The following is a 16919-nucleotide window of genomic DNA, read 5'->3' as shown; positions in this document are numbered from 1 at the left end:
CGCACACGGCCGATTGGGCGCCGCGTCGAACGGGAAGAGGTGACTGCATGACCAGTGTCTGGGAGAGCCTGACTGTCGACGCCCGCGATCCGGCCCGGCTGGCCCGTTGGTGGGCCGAGGCGCTCGGCTATCAGGTCGTCACCGAGACTCCGAGCGGCGTGGAGATCCGCCAGTCCCCGGACCAGGTGCCCGCCCTGTTCTTCGGCCCGGTGGCCGAGGGCAAGGAGCGCAAGAACCGGCTGCACCTCGACCTGCGCCCCGCCAATCAGGAGGCCGAGGTCGAGCGCCTGGTCGACATGGGTGCCCGGCACGTCGACATCGGTCAGGGCGACGTCGAGTGGACGGTGCTGGCCGACCCCGAGGGCAACGAGTTCTGCGTACTGCGTGAAAAGTGAGCCGGGGGCGGCGGACGCGCGGTTGGTCGAGGAGCCGCCCAAGGACACCGGACATCGCCGGTCGCCGTACGAGCGCGACCGGGCCCGGGTGCTGCACTCGGCGGCGTTTCGCCGGCTGGCCACCAAGACCCAGGTGCACACCGCCGGCACTGACGACTTCCTGCGTACGCGGCTGACCCACTCGTTGGAGGTGGCCCAGATCGCCCGGGAGATGGGTGCCCGGCTGGGCTGCGACCCGGACGTGGTGGACGTCGCGGGGCTCGCGCACGACCTCGGGCACCCGCCGTTCGGGCACAACGGCGAGGCCGCGCTGGATCTGCTCGCCACGCCGTGCGGCGGCTTCGAGGGCAACGCGCAGACCCTGCGGGTGTTGACCCGCCTGGAGGCGAAGGTGCTCGCCCCGGACGGCTCGTCCGCCGGGCTGAACCTGACCCGGGCGTCGCTGGACGCGATCGGCAAGTACCCCTGGCCGCGCCGGGCGGGGGAGCGCAAGTTCGGGGTGTACGCCGACGACACGGCCGTCTTCGACTGGATCCGCGTCGGCGCGCCCGGTGACCGGCGCTGCCTGGAGGCCCAGGTGATGGACTGGGCCGACGACGTCGCGTACTCGGTGCACGACGTGGAGGACGGCATCCACGGTGGTTACGTCACGTTGCACCCGCTGCTCACCGACGCCGACGAGCGGGCCGCGCTCTGCGCCGACGTGGCGGCCGTCTACTCCGGGGAGTCGGCGGCCGACCTGGCCGAGGTGCTCGTCGATCTGCTGGCCGGTCCGCTGCTCGCCCCGTTGAGCGGGTACGACGGCAGCCATCGCGCGCAGGTCGCGTTGAAGGCCACCACCAGCGGGGTGACCGGGCTGTTCGTGTCCGCGGCGGTGGCGGCGACGGAGGAGCGCTTCGGTCCGGGCCCACACCGCCGCTACGCCGCCGATCTGGTGGTGCCCCGCCTGGTGCGGGCACAGTGCGCGCTGCTCAAGGGCATCGCGCTGCGGTACGTGATGCGTCGCAGTGGCTTCCGGGGCCGCTACGAGCGGCAGCGGACGATGCTGGCGGAGTTGGTGGCCGCGCTGGTCCGGCGTGCCCCGGAAGGGCTCGACCCGATCTTCGCCCCGCTGTGGCGGGCCGCCCCGGACGACAGGGCCAGACTGCGGGTGGTGATCGACCAGGTCGCCTCGCTCACCGACCCGGCGGCGGTGACCTGGCACACCCGCCTGGTCGGCAAGGGGACACCCCCGGCCGACCACGAGGCAGCTTAGGCTAACCTAACTGACATGACGGAACGCTCCAGGAACGTCACCACGGCCCAGGTGCTGCGCACCGAGCGGCCCACCCCGCATCTGATCCGGCTCGTCCTCGGTGGGGACGAACTGGTCGGCCTGCCGGTGGGAGAGTTCACCGACCACTACATCAAGGTGGTGTTCCCGCAGTCGGGGGTCGCGTACCCGCAGCCGTTGGACCTCGCCGCGATCCGCCGGGACCTGCCCCGGGAGCAGTGGCCCCGGCTGCGCGCGTACACGGTGCGGCGCTGGGATCCGCTGTCCGGCGAGCTGACCGTCGACGTGGTGCACCACGGCGACGAGGGGCTGGCCGGCCCGTGGGCCGCCGCGCTGCGTCCCGGCGATCCGGTGCACTTCGTCGGCCCCGGCGGCGCGTACGCCCCGAGCCCGGACGCGGACTGGCATCTGCTGGTCGGTGACGAGAGCGCCCTGCCGGCGATCGCCGCCGCGCTGGAGCGCCTCCCGCTGGGCGCCCCGGCCCACGTCTTCGTGGAGATCGCCGACCCGGCGGAGGAGCAGAAGCTGCTCAGTCCCGGGGCGGTCGAGCTGACCTGGTTGCATCGCGGCGACCGCCCGGTGGGCGAGGCGCTGGTCGAGGCGGTGCGGGCGTTGGAGTTCCCGGCCGGCCAGGTGCACGCGTTCGTGCACGGCGAGGCCGCCTTCGTCCGGGAGCTGCGCCGGTTGCTGCGCGGCGAGCGGGGCGTGCCCCTCGACCGGCTCTCCATCTCCGGCTACTGGCGGCGCGGCATGGACGACGAGGGCTGGCGCTCCACCAAGGCCGACTGGAACCAGCAGGTGGCGGCCGAGGAGACGGCCATTCCGGAGCCCGCCGCGGCGGCCTGAGCGCCGCTCACCCCTCGGGTGTGTGGTTTGCCTCGCCGGCCTTGGCCAGTCGCCGGCTGACCAGGACGGCGTACCCGACGACCGCCAGGGAGAGCAGCGACAGCATCAGTCTCGGTTGGTGCACCGTCGCGGTGATCAGCGAGACCGAGACCACCCCGTAGACGGCGATCGCCAACCGGGCGCCGCTCGGCCGTGTCCACAGCCAGTACAGGGCAAGACCACATAGCGTCCAGATCACCATCGATGCGCCCAGTAGCAGCCGCAGCTCCAGCGGCAGGTGGTTCGCGTTGTCGTCGACCAGCCGGACCACCTGCCCGAGCGCCCAGCCGAGCAGCAGCAGCGCACCGCCGAGCGGTATGTGCAGGTAGCTGTACGCCTGCCCGCCACGTAGCTGGCGCTGGAGCAGCCGGGTGGTGACGAAGGTGGTGTAGACCCACCAGACGGCCGCCGGGATCAGGAAGGCCATCGCTGCGGTGAGGATCATGTGGGGCGGGGGATGGTCCGGCACGGCGAAGAGCAGGCTGGCCAGCGCGCTGCCCAGCACGATGATGGTGAACTGGCCGATCCGTTCCGGCAGGTGCCTGTTGTCCACCGGCCAGCGGTTGAGCCAGCGCACCCCGACCCAGGGCGTGGCCAGTTCGATCACCATCGCGACGATCCACAGGACCGGCCGCAGTTCGGTGGGCACCGTCAGCGACACCAGCCAGATCAACCAGCCCGACCCGAAGCCGATCAGATAGACGGTCGTCACCATTCGGGCCTTCGCGCTGGTCGGCCAGGCACGCAGGTACAGCAGGAGCAGCACACCCCGCACGATCAGGTACCCGACCGGCAGGAGCACGCTCTCCGGGACCTCGTCGACCCCGAGTGTCATCGCGCCCGCGCCGACCAACGCGACAAGCACCAGCACTCGGTGCAACGCGTCGTCCGGATCGAACCTGGTGTCGTAGTACACCTGCCCCATCCAGGCCCACTGGATCACCACGAAGAGCCCGATCACGGCCAGCACGGCCCTCGGCGACGGGGCCGGTTCGTTGCCCAGCCGGGCCACCACCGCCGCCAGCGCGTACACGAAGATGAGGTCGAGGAAGAGCTCCAGCCAGGTGGCGTGCCGGTGGCCGGCCTCGTCCGTCTGCGGGGTCTGCCCGGGTAGCCCCATCCGAACAGCCAGCCATCTCGGCAGGCGGGGGGCTTCGGTCCGTACCCGGCGCATCTGGTCATGGTCCCCGGGCGGACCCGGCCTGCGGGCCGGAACCGCCCAGCCGGCAGCGGCCGCCGCCACACCGGCGTCCCCCGGCCGGCGTGTCGTCGGTCGGGCAGGGCAGGATGTACGGCGAGGGGGTGGCGCATGGCTGGGCGGATCCGGGACGAGGACATCGCACTGGTCCGGGAACGCACCTCGATCGGGGATGTGATCTCCGAGACGGTCACCCTGAAGTCCGCCGGCGGCGGCAACCTCAAGGGTCTGTGCCCGTTCCACGACGAGAAGAGTCCGTCGTTCAACGTGTCCCCGGCCCGCAACGTCTGGTACTGCTTCGGCTGCGGGGCCGGCGGGGACGCGATCAAGTTCCTGATGGACGCCGACCACCTCAGCTTCGTGGAGTCCGTCGAGCGGCTGGCCGGCCGCGCCGGCATCCAACTGCGCTACATCGAGGACGACAAGGGCACCCCGCGCCCTCGCCCGCAGCAGGGTCAGCGGCAGCGACTGGTCGCCGCGCACGCCGCCGCCGTCGAGTTCTACAGCGCGCAACTGAGCACTGCCGGCGCCCGGCCGGCACGGGAGTTCCTGGCGCGACGGGGCTTCGACAGGGCCGCCGCCGAGCGCTACGGCTGTGGTTTCGCGCCGGAGGGTTGGGACCCGCTCACCAAGCATCTGCGCCAGCAGGGCTTCACCCACCAGGAGCTGGTCACCGCCGGGCTGTCCCGGGAGTCCCGTTCCGGCACCCTGATCGACCGGTTCCGTCGCCGGCTGCTCTGGCCGATCCGCGACCTCGCCGGTGACGTGATCGGCTTCGGCGCGCGCAAGCTCTTCGATGACGACGACGGCCCGAAATACCTGAACACCCCCGAGACGCCGATCTACAAGAAGTCGCACGTGCTCTACGGCATCGACCAGGCCAAGCGGGAGATCGCCAAGCAGGGGCGGGCGGTGATCGTCGAGGGTTACACCGACGTGATGGCCTGTCACCTGGCCGGGGTGACCACGGCGGTGGCGACCTGCGGCACCGCCTTCGCCGCGGACCACATCTCCGTCCTGCGTCGGCTCCTGTTCGACAGCGACGAGGTGGCCGGCGAGATCATCTTCACCTTCGACGGCGACGCCGCCGGGCAGAAGGCAGCGCTGCGCGCCTTCGAAGACGACCAGCGCTTCGTCGGGCGCACGTTCATCGCGGTCAGCCCGGACAACATGGACCCGTGCGACCTGCGGCTGGCCAAGGGCGACCTTGCGGTGCGTGACCTGGTCGCCCGCCGCGAGCCGCTCGTCGACTTCGCGCTGCGACACGTGATCAGCCGCTTCGACCTGGACACCGTCGACGGCCGGGTCGAGGCGATGCGCCACGCCGCGCCGCTGGTCGCGCGACTCAAGGACCGGGAGAAGCGCCCGGAGTACGTCCGCAAGCTCGCCATGGACCTCGGCATGGAGATCGAGCCGGTGCAGCGGGCGGTGCTCGCCGCCGCCAACACCCCGCCGCCCGGCACCCGCGACGCCGCCCCCGCCGCCCGGCCAACCTCGGCCCGCCCCGAGCCGGCGGTGGACAGCCCGCAGTCGATGGTCGAGCGGGAGGCGCTCAAACTCGCCCTCCAGCAACCGGTCCTGGCCGGGCCGATGTTCGACGCGGTCGAGGCCACCGAATACCGCCACCCGGTGCACGTCGCGGTGCGCACTGCCATCGCGGCGGCCGGTGGTGCCGCGTCGGCGACCGGCGGCGCGGTCTGGATCGAGTCGGTCCGCGACGCCTGCGACGACCTGGCGGCCGCGGCGCTGGTCGGTGAGTTGGCAGTCGAACCACTGCGGATCGACGGCGAACCGGACCCGCGCTACGTGTCGATCACCATGGCCCGCGTGCAGTTCGGGTCGGTGACCGCGCGGGTCCGGGACCTCAAGTCACGCATCCAGCGCATCAACCCGGTCAACAACAAGGACGAGTACTTCGCCGCCTTCGGTGAGCTGCTGTCCCTGGAGCAGCACGCCCGGGCGTTGCGCGAGCAGGCTGCGGGAGGCCTCTAGATGGGACTGTTCAGCCGCAAGCCGAAGCTGCCGCCGGCCGACCGGCCGCCGCTGACCGCCGACGAGCGGGTGCTGGCCTGGGCCGCCGCCGGCAACGGCGAGGGCGACGGGGTGGTGGTCGCCACCAACCTCGGCCTGTGGCTGCCCGGTCGAGGGCACCGGTTCGGTTGGCACAGCATCCTCAAGGCGGTCTGGTCCGGCCGGGAGTTGACAGTCACCCCCGCCGAGCCCCTCGTCGAACGGGACGGCTACACGGTGGTCGCCGACGGTCCGGCCGAGACGTACCTGCTGCTCGACCCGGGGGAGTTGCCGCACCAGGTGCGGGCTCGGGTGACCCGTTCGGTCGCGTACACCGAGCACCAGCCGGTGCCCGGCGGCGCGGCGCGGGTCGCGGCCCGGCGCGTGGCCGGGGTCGACGGTCTGACCTGGACGGTTCGACTCGACCCCGGCACTCCGGCGGACGACGAGGCACTGCTCGCCGAGACCGACCGGCTGGTCGGTGTGGCCCGCGCCGCCACCGCGCCGGCCGACGTCTGACCGGCCGGGTCAGTTCGCCCCGAGGTCCGTCAGTGCCTTCTCGGCGCCGCGGTGCAGCGGCACCGGGTCGGTCTTGCGGGCGGTCTCCAGCGAGATGCCCCGGGCCGCCGGGTTCGCCTGGGCCAGCGTGTCCCGCTTGTCGAAGACCGTCCGGGTGATCGCGCAGGCGACGTTGGCGTCCAGGTCCTTACGGACCAACAACACATTGGGTACGACGATCGTCGGGGTGTCGGTCGCCGTCCGGTACGCGTCCCGTCCGATCGTCCCGGCCTGGTAGGCGGGGCTCAACGCTGTCATCTTCGGCAGCAACGGCGAGATGTCGACGAACTTCACCGAGTCGCCGGCAGTGGTGAACAGGTCGGTGAGGCCCCCGGTGGGCAGACCACCGGACCAGAAGAAGCCGTCGACGCTGCCGTCCTTGATCCCCTCGACGGTCTTGGTCAGGTCCAGTCGCTGCGCCCTGATGTCCTTCGCCGGGTCGAGGCCGGCGGCCTCCAACAGCCGGTTGGCGATCACCTCGGTACCGGACTTCGGTGAGCCGGTGGAGATCCGCTTGCCCCGCATGTCGGCCACCGAGGTGATCCCGGAGTCGTTGCGGACCACCACCTGGGTGTAGTTGTCGTAGATGCGGGTCAGCGCTTCCACCGGCTGCGGCGCGGTGAAGCTGCCCTTGCCCTGCACCGCGTTGACCGCCGTGTCGAACAGCGAGAACGCCACGTCGTACTGGCCACCGACCAGTTGCTCGACGTTCTGCACCGAGGCGCCGGTCTCGGCGGCGGTGCCGGTGAGCTTGCCGCCGGTCGCCCCGGACAACTGCCCGGCCAGGGCGTTGCCGACCACGTAGTAGACGCCTGTCGCGTTGCCGGTGGCGATGCCGACGCGGGTCTCCTTCGTCACCTCGCAGGTGACCTCGCTGGCCGTGTCGTCTTTTGCCGCGCCGCCCTGCTGACCTCCGCAACCCGCGGCACCGACCGTGACGAGGGCGAGCACGCTCAGGCCGGCCGCGAGCCGTACGTCGATTCGTCTCACAGGTGTTCCTCCACAGGATTGGCTGGTGATCCGGACGATGACCGGTTGGCGGCGCCGCGTCGGATGAACACGCCCGCCGCCGCGACGACGGCCAGCGCCACGCCGACAGTGACCGGCACGGGTTCGAGCCAGAGCAGAATCACGCCGGCGAGGGCACCCAGGACCCGTTCCGGGGCGCCGGCCGGCCCCACGCCGGGCAGCCAGCCACCGGCGGCGACGGCGAGCACCGCCACGCTGAGAGCTGTGACTGCGGCGGCGAAGGCGATCCGCTGGACGCCACCGATGCCGAGCAGACCGAGCCCGGCCGGCGTGATGACGAACGCGATCGGGGTCAGGTACGCCGGCAGCGCGTACCGCAGGGTCTGCCACATGGTCGGCACCAGCCGGCCGCCGGTGACCGCGGCGGCGGCCACCGCGGCGAGCGCTGTCGGCGGGGACACCTCGGACAGCACCGCGAAGTAGAAGACGAACATCGCCGCCGCCGGCGCGGTGACGCCCAGGTCGAGCAGGGCCGGACCGACGATCACCCAACCGATCACGAACGACGCGGTGACCGGCACGGCCAGGCCCAGCAGGCTGAGTGCGACGGCGGCGAGCAGCGCGGTGAGCACCAGCACCAGCGTCGGGTCCGATGTGGCCGCCTGCGCCCCGCCGATCAGCAGCGCCGCCGCCTGCGGCCCGAGGCCGGTTTTCGTCGTGGTCGCCGTGATGATGCCGGCGGCGGCGCAGACAGCGGTGACGGCGAGGACGCCGCGCACGCCGGTGACCAGCGATGTCACCAGCCTGCCCGGGGTGAGTCGGTGCGCGCGGTCCTCGTTCCTGGGAGCCAGGAACGACAGCGCGACGGTGAGCACGATGGCGAAGACGACAGCCCTGGTCGCTGACACACCGATCGCGAGGAACACGATGATGGCGATCAGCGAGGCGAAGTGGTAGCCGAACCGGGCCAGCAGCCGCCAGGGCGAGCCGACGTCGATCACCACGGGGCGTACGCCGGAGCGGCGGGCGTCGATCTCCACGGCGAGCAGGATGCCGAGGTAGTAGAGCACCGTCGGTACCGTCGCCCAGCCCAGCACCTGGAGGTACGAGACGCCCAGGTACTCGGCGATGATGAACGCCGCCGCGCCCAGAGTCGGCGGGGAGAGGATGGCGCCCACCCCGGCCGCGGCCAGCATGCCCCCGGCCCGCTCCGGCGGATAGCCGGCGCGGCGCAACAGCGGCCAGGTGACCGCGCCGATGCTCACCGTCGTCGCCGCGCCGGAGCCGGAGACGGTGCCGAGCAGGAAACCCGAGGCCACCGCCGTACGGCCGGCGGCGGTACGGGAACGTCGGAACGCCGCGGCCGACAGCTCGACGAAGAACCGCCCGGCCCCGGACAACTCCAGCACCGCGCCGTAGATGGTGAACAGCACGATGTACGAGGCGGCCACGTCGAGTGGCGTGCCGTAGAAGCCGCTGTCGGAGTTGTAGAACGCATCGACAAGCTGACTGAAGTCGAGCCCGGCGTGCGCGACCGGCCAGGACTGCGGCAACAGCCCGCCGTAGTAGCCATAACCGAGGAACAGCAGGCAGACCGCCGGCAGGATCCAACCGGTGGTACGTCGACACGCTTCGAGCAGCAGGAGCAGCAGGACGGTGCCCAGCACCAGATCCGTCGGCGCCAGCAGGCCCTGCCGGTCGAGGAACGCGTTGTAACCGCCGCCGCCGCTGCCGATCCGCATCGGCAGGACGGGGTAGAGACAGGCCGCGACCGCCAGGACGACCAGAACCCAGTCGGCCACTGTGGGCCCCGACGACGCCGGTGCCGGGGCACGCCTGTCGCTGTCGCTGTCGTCGGCGCGGTTGGTGGCGTCGGCGCGGTTGGTGCGTCGTCGCCGGGCGCGGAGGCGGGCCGGCAGCCGCAGGTCGGCCGGGTAGGCGAGGAAGACCAGCGGGAGTACGCCGGCCAGGAAGATGATCAGGTAGTACTTGCTGCCCTGCGACAGGGGGCGGAACACCTGCCACAGGGCGAGAGCGCCGACCGCCAGCGCCGCAGTGGTGAGGAGCGGACCCGCCGGCCCGGAGAGCACCCGTCCCGGTTTCTCGTCCTCGAACTGGGCGGCCAGGTCCCGAGTCGCCCGCTCGGCGACGCCCGGGTCGGGCGTGCCCGGGTCGGGTGTGCTCGGGTCGGGTGTGCTCGGGTCGGGCTTACTCGGGTCGGGCTTACTCGCGCCGGGCTCTGTCGGCTCGGCTTCCGGTCGTGGCCGGGGTGGCCCGCCGTCGGGGCTCGCTGCGGACCCACCGGCGGGAGAGTTGGCTGGTAGGGCAGGTGAAGGCGAACCATCGGGCGAGCTGATGGGCGACACGAAAGGACGATACACGTCGATTGGCTGACGGGTGGGGCATCGATCGGCGTTTCGCTGCCCGTGGTTGGGGTGACCGGAGGGTCGCGGGCGTGGTCGCCCTGCGCGGTGCGCGTCGCAGGTCCTGGCACGTCCAGCGTATTTGCGTGGAGGGCTGTCGGACTCGGCGGTTAGGGTCGGGCGGTGACTTCGGAGCGGCCACTGATTCAGGCTCGCGGGCTGGTGAAGCGGTTCGGCGATTTCACCGCCGTGAACGGCATCGACGTCGACGTTCGCCAGGGTGAGGCGTTCGGCTTCCTCGGGCCCAACGGCGCGGGCAAGTCGTCGACCATGCGGATGGTCGGCTGCATCTCCCCACCCAGCGGGGGTGAGCTGCGCATCCTCGACATGGATCCGGTGGCTGACGGGCCGGCGATCCGGGCGCGTCTCGGGGTGTGCCCCCAGCTTGACAATCTCGATCCGGAGTTGACCGTCCGGGAGAACCTGACCGTCTACGCCCGCTACTTCGGCATCTCTCGCCGGGCGGCCCGGGAGCGCGCCGCCGAACTGCTCGACTTCGTCCAGCTCACCGAGCGGGCCGACAGCAAGGTCGAGCCGCTCTCCGGTGGCATGAAGCGTCGGCTGACCATCGCCCGCGCGCTGGTGAACGATCCGGAGATCGTGCTGCTCGACGAGCCGACCACCGGGCTGGACCCGCAGGCCCGGCACCTGGTGTGGGAGCGGCTGTTCCGGCTCAAGCAGCAGGGCGTCACGTTGGTGCTCACCACGCACTACATGGACGAGGCCGAGCAGCTCTGTGACCGTCTGGTGGTGATGGACAGCGGCCGGATCGTCGCGGAGGGCTCGCCCAGGGCGCTGATCGAGCAGCACTCGACCCGTGAGGTGGTCGAGTTGCGCTTCGCCGCCGAGTCGCAGGAACCGTTCGCCGGCAAGCTCGACGGGCTGGGGGAGCGGGTCGAGGTGTTGCCCGACCGGGTCCTGCTCTACGTTCCCGACGGCGACGCCGCGGTCGCCGAGGTCGCCGCGTTGGGGCTTCAGCCGGCGAACGTGCTGGTCCGGCGCAGCGGCCTGGAGGACGTCTTCCTGCACCTGACCGGCCGCACCCTTGTCGACTGACCGGCCCGAATGATCGACTCGGCTTCCGGAAGGTCGGGGTGACACGGCGAAGTGGACAGTCCGACTTCCTGAAACCCGAGTCGATCAGGCACCAGCCAGGACCGTAGGGTGACGGCGGTCTGTCGTAAACCGGGGGAGTTTCATGTCTGATCTGGTGACCGCCAACCGACGTCAGGCCGGGCTGACCGCCCTCTACCTGGGCATCTTCGCGATGGTCTGGTTCAGTGTGCCGGCGGCGGAGCAACCGCTGCGTGCCCTGCTCGTGGTGGGCAGCATCGTCGCACTGCTCACCGCCGTGCTGGGCGGTGTGCTGTCCTCCCGCCTGCGGGGTGCCGGCAGCCCTCGGGACCGGGCCGCCGACCGTCCGTACCTGCTCATCGTCGTGGCCGAGTTCGCCGCCGCCGGGCTGGGTGCAGCCGTGCTGGTCGCTGCCAACTGGTCCGAGTACGTTCCGGTGCTGGTCTGCCTGGTGGTCGGTCTGCACTTCTTCCCGCTCGCCCCGCTCCTGCGGGATCCGTTGCTTCGCCCGCTCGGTGCCGCGCTCTGCCTGGTGGCGGCGGTGGGCCTCGTCACCGGCCTCGCCTCGGCGGTCTCCGCCGGTCTGGTGGTCGGCATCGGCGCGGGAGTGCTGCTGCTCGCCTACGCCGTGCAGGCGCTGGTCCGCGCGTACCGACCGGCCTGACCGGCTGCCAACGAATCGCCGTTCAACGGGCTCTGGCCCAGGTGATGAATCGGTCGGTCAGTCGGTCGTGACCGGCCTGGCCGGCGAGGTCCCCGGCCGCCTCGTAGAGCAGCGTGGCGAGGTAGATGAGCAGGCCGATCCGGTCCTCGCGGTACTCGCCGAGCAGCGCCAGGCGGGCCGGCGAGCAGGGCCACGCCGCGCCGCAGACCCGGCAGCGCCAGGACGGGCGTGCCGCCACGTGTGGGCGGTACCGCGGCATCAGTGCCCGCCGCCGACATCAGCCGACCAGGTGAGTCGCACGAGGGAACCTCCATCGGGTGGTGGGGGAGCGCCCCGGATCGGGGGTCACGGGGCGCTCCCGGCCTGGTTCCGCCCGCCGTCTGGATCCCGTGAGCGGTTCCGCTGCGTGACAGTCTGGTGAAGACCCGACTACGGTGGGAGGTTCCGCGCGCCGACGACCAGCGCGTACGGCGATCGGCCCGGCACGGTACGGGAATGTACGGAGGGTGTCCGTGGAGAGTTCGTCCATGCTGGAGCACTTCGCCGAGGAGTTGCGACTGGCCCGAGCCGCCAACGGGATGTCACAGGCCGCGCTGGCCGAGGCGTTGAGCTATTCCGGGGCGCTTGTCGCCAAGGTGGAGACATCCGAGCGCCGGCCAAGTCTGGACTTCGCCCGCCGGTGCGACGCCGTGTTCTCAGCCGACGGTCGGTTCGAACGCATCCAGCGGCGGATCAGCCGGGAGGCAGTGGTGCCGTGGTTCCGCGACTGGGCCGGCATCGAGCAGGAAACCACAGCGCTGCGCTCGTTCGAGCCGCTGTGTGTGCCAGGACTCTTGCAGACCGAGGGGTACGCCCGCGCGCTACTGACCGGTGGCGGCTTGTTCGCGGCGGACGAGGTCGAGCAGCAGGTGGCAACCCGGCTGGACCGTCAGAGACTGCTCACCCGAGACCGGCCTCCGCTGCTCACTGCCGTGATCGACGAGCACGTGCTGCGCCGATCGGTCGGTGGGCCGGAAGTCATGCACGAGCAAGTTCAGCACCTCGTGAAGCTCGGCACGGCGTTCCCGAGGGTCCGAATCCAGGTAGTGCCGACTCCCGCCGGTGCTTACGCTGGGCTCGGAGGGCCGTTCGTGATCGCAAGCTCGTCGCAGGGGGAGGACCTTGTGTACCTCGCTGGACAGCGTCACGGGCAGGTCATCGACCGCGCCGATTACGTCCGTCAGATGGTCGAGGTGTGGGAGTCGATCCGGGGTGAGGCACTATCGCACGGGCAGTCCCTCGATCTCATGGCGGAAGTGGCGGAGACATGGATTTAACCGGTGCCCGGTGGCGCAAGAGCATTCGTAGCGGCCCGGATGGCGGCAACTGCGTGGAGGTTGCCAGCAACCTGCCTGGGCTGGTGGCCGTCCGCGACTCCAAGGACCCGACCGGTCCCGTGCTCGTCTTTCCGCCCGCCGCGTGGCGCACGTTCGTCAAGTCCGACGCCGCTGGCCGGTAGATAGCGGCCACGCGTCTAGATCAACTCGGTCTTCAGGAAGTCGGGCCGTTGGGGCGGCTCCGACACCGCGACTTTCAGGAAGCCGAGTCGATCAAGGGCGACGCCGCGACCGGGCGACGCCGCGAAACCAGGGCGACGCCGCGAAACCAGGGCGGCGCGGGGAAACCCGGGCGACACGTCGGCGGGGTCGTCGTAGGGTGACCGGCGGTCTGTCGTACCCCGGGGGTAGACAGGTCGTGATGGCCGGCGCGGTGGGCGGGGTGGTCGGGTGAGTGCGGCGGGATCGGCGCGGTTCCCATGGGTGCCGGCGTACGCGGTGTTCGAGCACTACCTGGTGGGTCTGCGGCGCACCTGGCGGGCCGGGGTGTTCTCGTCGTTCCTGCTGCCGGTGCTGACGGTCCTCGGGTTCGGGGTGGGCGTCGGCGCCTACATCGACCAGGGCGTCGGCGGGGTGCGTTACCTCGACTGGCTGGTCCCCGGGCTGATCGCCTCGACAGCGCTCCAGGTGACAGTCGGCGACTCGACCTGGCCGGTATTCAGCAACTTCCAGTGGGTCAAGACCTACTTCGCGCAGGGCGCGTCACCGCTGCGGGTCAGTGACATCGTGGCCGGGCACCTGGCCTTCGTGCTGTTCCGGGTGCTCACCACTATCGTGGCGTTCCTGCTGGTCACCGGGCTGTTCGGGGCACTGCGGTCGCCGTGGGCGTTGGCCACCCTGCCGGTGGTGGCGTTGCTCGGGCTGGCCGTCGCCGCGCCGACCTTCGCGTACGCCGCGTCGGTGTCGAGCGACAACTGGCTGGCGATGCTGTTCCGGTTCGCTGTCATCCCGATGACGCTCTTCGCCGGGGTGTTCTTCCCGGTCGAGTCGTTGCCCGACGCGCTGCGGTGGCTGGCGTACGTGACGCCGTTGTGGCACGCCGTGGACCTGTGCCGCGCGGCCACGCTCGGCGTCGCCCCACAGTGGTCGATCGTCGGGCACCTGCTCTACCTGGCCGCCTGGGCGGTCGTCGGCTGGTTGCTGGCGGTGCGCGCGTTCCGTCGCAAGCTCGTCGTCTGAACAGCGACCCGTCCCCTGAACAGCAACCCGAAGAGCAAGCAGAGAGGGTGTCGTGGTCACGCTGATCCTGCCCCGGCTGGTCGACGTCTCCGCCGCGTCCCGACGGTCGGCGTCGGTGTTCGAGCGCAACGTCGCGGCGCTGAAGCCGGTCTACTGGCTGCTGCTGCTCTCCGGCTTCGTGGAGCCGCTGCTCTACCTGCTGTCCATCGGGGTGGGCGTCGGCGCGCTGGTCGGCGACCTGCCGTTGCCCGGCGGGCGGCTGGTCTCGTACGCCGAGTTCGTGGCCCCGGCGATGCTCGCCTCCTCGGCGATGACCGGGGCGATCTCGGAGACCACATTCAACTTCTTCGGCAAGATGAAGTACATGAAGCTGTACGACGGGGTGATCGCCACCCCGGTACGGCCGTTCGAGATCGCCGTGGGCGAGTTGGGTTGGGCGATGCTGCGGGGAAGCGCCTACTCGGCGGCGTTCCTCGGTGTGATGGTGGCGCTGGAGTTGACAAGCGTCACCCGCGCGCTGACCACTCTCCCGGCCGCAGTGCTTGTCGGGTTCGCGTTCGGGGCGCTCGGCATGGCGATCTCCACCTTCATGCGCAGTTGGCAGGATTTCGACCTGATGGCCTCCGCGCAGTTCACGCTCTTCCTCTTCTCCGGCACCTTCGTTCCGGCGCAGGCCTATCCGACGGTGCTGCACTGGCTCGTCGAGATCACCCCGCTGTACCGGTCGGTGCACCTGATCCGGGGGGTCGCGCTGGGCAGTGGTGGTTGGCTGTGGCTGCTCGACGTGCTCTACCTGCTGGCGATGATGGCGGTCGGTCTGCTGGTGGCCTCTCGTCGAATGGCGAGGTTGCTCTACAAGTAGGGGTTATCCGCGCCCGTCGACGGGGCATGTCCGGAGGTGACACCGCGACCAGGAGGAGGGGCGATGGCCTCGGACGAGTCTTCCGCCCAGCGTGAGCGTGAGCGTGATCCCGCCACCACGCCGGTCGGGCCCGACGCGGGCCCGGACAGCCCCACCGATCTGCCCGGCAGCGGCTGGAAGGCGGCGATGCGCCGGACGATCACCGAATTCCAGGACGACAGCCTTACCGACTGGGCCGCGGCGCTGACCTACTACGGGGTGCTGTCCATCTTCCCCGGCGTGCTGGTGCTGATCTCCCTGCTCGGCCTGCTCGGCGAGAGCGCCACCGAGGGTGTCAAGGACACCGTGAACCAGGCGGTGCCGAACGACAGCATCCAGAAGATCATCGAGGGCGCGATCGACACCGCGGACCGCAACGGTGGCCTGGCCAGCATCGCCGCGATCATCGGTCTGGTGGCCGCGTTCTGGTCGGCCTCCGGTTACATCGGCGCGTTCATGCGCGCCTCCAACACCATCTACGACGTGCCGGAAGGCCGGCCGATCTGGAAGACCCTGCCGATCCGACTCGGCGTGACAGCGGTGATCGGCGTGCTGCTGCTGGCCAGCGCGGTGATCGTTGTCTTCACCGGCCGCCTCGCCGAATCGGTCGGTGATGTGATCGGGCTCGGCTCGACGGCTGTCGCGGTGTGGGACATCGCGAAGTGGCCGGTGCTGCTGATCCTGGTCAGCCTGATGTTCGCGATCCTCTACTGGGCCTCGCCGAACGCGCGGCACGGCGGCTTCCGCTGGGTCAGCCCGGGCGGGGTGCTGGCCGTGGTGATCTGGCTGGTGATCTCCGGCCTGTTCGCCTTCTACGTGAGCAACTTCAGTTCGTACGACAAGACGTACGGGACGCTGGCCGGGGTGATCATCTTCCTGGTGTGGCTGTGGCTGAGCAACATCGCGATCCTGCTGGGGGCGGAGTTCGACGCCGAGTTGGAGCGTGGCCGCGCCATCTCGGCCGGACACGCGGTGGACGACGAGCCGTACGTCGAGCTGCGCGACGACCGCAAGCTCAAGAAGAAGCACAACCAGCGCGGCTCGGTCGGTTGAGGCGACGCGTCGGTGGCTGCCGGACCCGTGCCGGCCCGGCAGCCACTGACGCGCCTATTCGGAGCCGATCGTTAACTGCAGGCTGAAGTGAGGCACCAGCCGTTGAGCGTGACCACTTGCAGGTCGTTCACCTTGTGCCAGCCGGGGTAGTATTTGTTACCCACGCTGTCGTAGTAAATGTAACCGCTGGGCACCTGGAATCCGTCGGTGTCCCGGAATTCGTAGTAGTACCTCGAGTCGGATGCGCTGCCCTGGCCAGCCGGCAGCCACATCGTCTTGCTGTTGGTCGGCCAGTTTCCCGAGAGCTTGATGGATCGGCCGAGCCGGTTCTTCACCTCGCCGCAGAAGATCCCGGCGGTGCAGTTCCCAAGGGTGCCAAAGTCGCCCTCAGCAGCGCTGGAAGCGGCCTGCCGGACGGGCGCCGCAGCGGCGACACCAAGCTCGGAGCCCTTCGGGGATGGTGCCGCCTGGGCTGCCGATGGCGAGAGCAGCGCGACGAACGCTACTGCGGACACGGCCGCGACAAAGCGCGTCGGTCGATTCATTGGGGTCCTTCCCGTCGGGGTGTTCGGGCACGACAGAACGGAAGGTCATCGCGATTAGGGAATTGCGGTGCGCGACTCGCCCCGTAGCTGTCGATGCCCAGGAACGTTAACGACCACGTAGACGACTGTCAACGTCCTTTGCAATTGCCGCGACGGTGGAGTCGACGATTCGGGCGGGCTGCGAGTGTCCGCCTCGATGGCGTAATCGCTGCTCGAGGGCATCGATACCGATTGACACCGATGATGGCCGATGGCGACGACACTCGCCCGTCGGGAGGGCGTGGAGGTCGACGTCGCCGCAGTGCGGGTGGGGGCGGGGCTCGCCCGGTCGGTGGGTGCCGGTACGGCGAGGGTGCGCAGCGAAGCCGGTCCATCCCGTCGCAAGCGCGACCGAAACTTCTGTCCGTTTGAGCAAA

At 70.5% G+C, this 16919-nt stretch carries 16 protein-coding genes and 1 pseudogene; 12 read left to right on the top strand and 5 right to left on the bottom strand.

Annotated elements, in window-relative coordinates; translation table 11 throughout:
* Positions 1-47 precede the first annotated feature (47 nt).
* From AB0C19_RS08830 to AB0C19_RS08820, 3 genes are read left to right on the top strand one after another with little or no spacing between them, the layout of a single operon-like run.
* A complete protein-coding gene (locus AB0C19_RS08830; protein ID WP_357181568.1) occupies positions 48-395 on the top strand; it encodes a VOC family protein in 348 nt (115 codons plus the stop codon).
* A complete protein-coding gene (locus AB0C19_RS08825; protein ID WP_357181565.1) occupies positions 385-1650 on the top strand; it encodes a deoxyguanosinetriphosphate triphosphohydrolase in 1266 nt (421 codons plus the stop codon). Before AB0C19_RS08830 ends, AB0C19_RS08825 begins: the two co-directional genes overlap by 11 nt.
* Positions 1651-1665: 15 nt before the next feature.
* Positions 1666-2514 (top strand): siderophore-interacting protein, encoded by an 849-nt coding sequence (locus tag AB0C19_RS08820; protein ID WP_357181562.1) that lies wholly within the window; start codon positions 1666-1668, stop codon positions 2512-2514.
* Positions 2515-2521: 7 nt separating this feature from the next.
* Here AB0C19_RS08820 and AB0C19_RS08815 read toward each other — a convergent pair whose 3' ends face one another.
* Positions 2522-3673 (bottom strand): low temperature requirement protein A, encoded by a 1152-nt coding sequence (locus AB0C19_RS08815; protein ID WP_357181559.1) that lies wholly within the window; start codon positions 3671-3673, stop codon positions 2522-2524.
* A 167-nt stretch (positions 3674-3840) separates the two neighbouring features.
* On the opposite strand from AB0C19_RS08815, the pseudogene dnaG reads away from it, so the two are divergent.
* Positions 3841-5743 (top strand): annotated as a pseudogene (dnaG, locus tag AB0C19_RS08810) (DNA primase).
* A complete protein-coding gene (locus AB0C19_RS08805; RefSeq protein ID WP_357181557.1) occupies positions 5744-6280 on the top strand; it encodes a hypothetical protein in 537 nt (178 codons plus the stop codon).
* 9 nt (positions 6281-6289) lie between these two features.
* Here the strand turns inward: AB0C19_RS08805 and AB0C19_RS08800 are convergent, their stop codons facing one another.
* Both AB0C19_RS08800 and AB0C19_RS08795 read right to left on the bottom strand, forming a co-directional pair.
* Complete coding sequence (locus AB0C19_RS08800; RefSeq protein ID WP_357181554.1) at positions 6290-7309, bottom strand: TAXI family TRAP transporter solute-binding subunit; 1020 nt, start codon at positions 7307-7309, stop codon at positions 6290-6292.
* Positions 7306-9654, bottom strand: coding sequence for a TRAP transporter fused permease subunit (locus AB0C19_RS08795; protein WP_357181551.1), 2349 nt, complete (start codon positions 9652-9654; stop codon positions 7306-7308). Before AB0C19_RS08795 ends, AB0C19_RS08800 begins: the two co-directional genes overlap by 4 nt.
* Before the next feature lie 180 nt (positions 9655-9834).
* Here AB0C19_RS08795 and AB0C19_RS08790 point away from each other — a divergent pair, with 180 nt between their 5' ends.
* Complete coding sequence (locus AB0C19_RS08790) at positions 9835-10767, top strand: ABC transporter ATP-binding protein (protein WP_357181548.1); 933 nt, start codon at positions 9835-9837, stop codon at positions 10765-10767.
* 142 nt (positions 10768-10909) lie between these two features.
* Positions 10910-11449 carry a hypothetical protein gene (locus tag AB0C19_RS08785; protein ID WP_357181545.1) on the top strand — a complete coding sequence of 180 codons (540 nt, stop codon included), beginning with the start codon at positions 10910-10912 and terminating at the stop codon, positions 11447-11449.
* 22 nt (positions 11450-11471) lie between these two features.
* On the opposite strand, the gene AB0C19_RS08780 is transcribed toward AB0C19_RS08785, so the two are convergent.
* Complete coding sequence (locus AB0C19_RS08780) at positions 11472-11687, bottom strand: flavin reductase (RefSeq protein ID WP_357181542.1); 216 nt, start codon at positions 11685-11687, stop codon at positions 11472-11474.
* A gap of 274 nt (positions 11688-11961) precedes the next feature.
* Here AB0C19_RS08780 and AB0C19_RS08775 point away from each other — a divergent pair, with 274 nt between their 5' ends.
* The 5 genes from AB0C19_RS08775 (at position 11962) to AB0C19_RS08755 (ending at position 15958) form a co-directional block, all read left to right on the top strand.
* Positions 11962-12765 (top strand): helix-turn-helix transcriptional regulator, encoded by an 804-nt coding sequence (locus AB0C19_RS08775; protein ID WP_357181539.1) that lies wholly within the window; start codon positions 11962-11964, stop codon positions 12763-12765.
* Entirely contained in the window at positions 12756-12947 is a 192-nt protein-coding gene (locus AB0C19_RS08770) for a DUF397 domain-containing protein (RefSeq protein WP_357181535.1), read from the top strand. The genes AB0C19_RS08775 and AB0C19_RS08770 overlap by 10 nt, the downstream gene beginning before the upstream one ends.
* 268 nt (positions 12948-13215) lie before the next feature.
* Positions 13216-14004: an ABC transporter permease gene (locus tag AB0C19_RS08765; protein WP_357181532.1), complete on the top strand. Its 789-nt coding sequence runs from the start codon at positions 13216-13218 to the stop codon at positions 14002-14004.
* Between the two features lie 52 nt (positions 14005-14056).
* On the top strand, positions 14057-14866 hold the full coding sequence (locus AB0C19_RS08760; protein ID WP_357181529.1) for an ABC transporter permease: 810 nt from the start codon (positions 14057-14059) through the stop codon (positions 14864-14866).
* A gap of 63 nt (positions 14867-14929) precedes the next feature.
* Complete coding sequence (locus AB0C19_RS08755) at positions 14930-15958, top strand: YihY/virulence factor BrkB family protein (protein WP_357181526.1); 1029 nt, start codon at positions 14930-14932, stop codon at positions 15956-15958.
* A gap of 71 nt (positions 15959-16029) precedes the next feature.
* On the opposite strand, the gene AB0C19_RS08750 is transcribed toward AB0C19_RS08755, so the two are convergent.
* Positions 16030-16503: a hypothetical protein gene (locus tag AB0C19_RS08750; protein WP_357181523.1), complete on the bottom strand. Its 474-nt coding sequence runs from the start codon at positions 16501-16503 to the stop codon at positions 16030-16032.
* Positions 16504-16919 lie beyond the last annotated feature (416 nt).

It is taken from the genome of Micromonospora sp. NPDC048842, assembly GCF_040649935.1.
Lineage (GTDB): Bacteria > Actinomycetota > Actinomycetes > Mycobacteriales > Micromonosporaceae > Micromonospora > Micromonospora hortensis.
The sequence above is the reverse complement of the archived record's forward strand: the minus strand, read 5'-3'. Positions and strand labels throughout refer to the sequence as shown.

Excerpts from the sequence above, each read along its gene's own strand:
- AB0C19_RS08830 (WP_357181568.1), top strand. The coding sequence starts at position 48 with ATGACCAGTGTCTGGGAGAGCCTGACTGTCGACGCCCGCGATCCGGCC.
- AB0C19_RS08820 (WP_357181562.1), top strand. The coding sequence starts at position 1,666 with ATGACGGAACGCTCCAGGAACGTCACCACGGCCCAGGTGCTGCGCACC.
- AB0C19_RS08815 (WP_357181559.1), bottom strand. The coding sequence starts at position 3,673 with ATGGGGCTACCCGGGCAGACCCCGCAGACGGACGAGGCCGGCCACCGG.
- AB0C19_RS08805 (WP_357181557.1), top strand. The coding sequence starts at position 5,744 with ATGGGACTGTTCAGCCGCAAGCCGAAGCTGCCGCCGGCCGACCGGCCG.
- AB0C19_RS08785 (WP_357181545.1), top strand. The coding sequence starts at position 10,910 with ATGTCTGATCTGGTGACCGCCAACCGACGTCAGGCCGGGCTGACCGCC.
- AB0C19_RS08770 (WP_357181535.1), top strand. The coding sequence starts at position 12,756 with ATGGATTTAACCGGTGCCCGGTGGCGCAAGAGCATTCGTAGCGGCCCG.
- AB0C19_RS08755 (WP_357181526.1), top strand. The coding sequence starts at position 14,930 with ATGGCCTCGGACGAGTCTTCCGCCCAGCGTGAGCGTGAGCGTGATCCC.
- AB0C19_RS08750 (WP_357181523.1), bottom strand. The coding sequence starts at position 16,503 with ATGAATCGACCGACGCGCTTTGTCGCGGCCGTGTCCGCAGTAGCGTTC.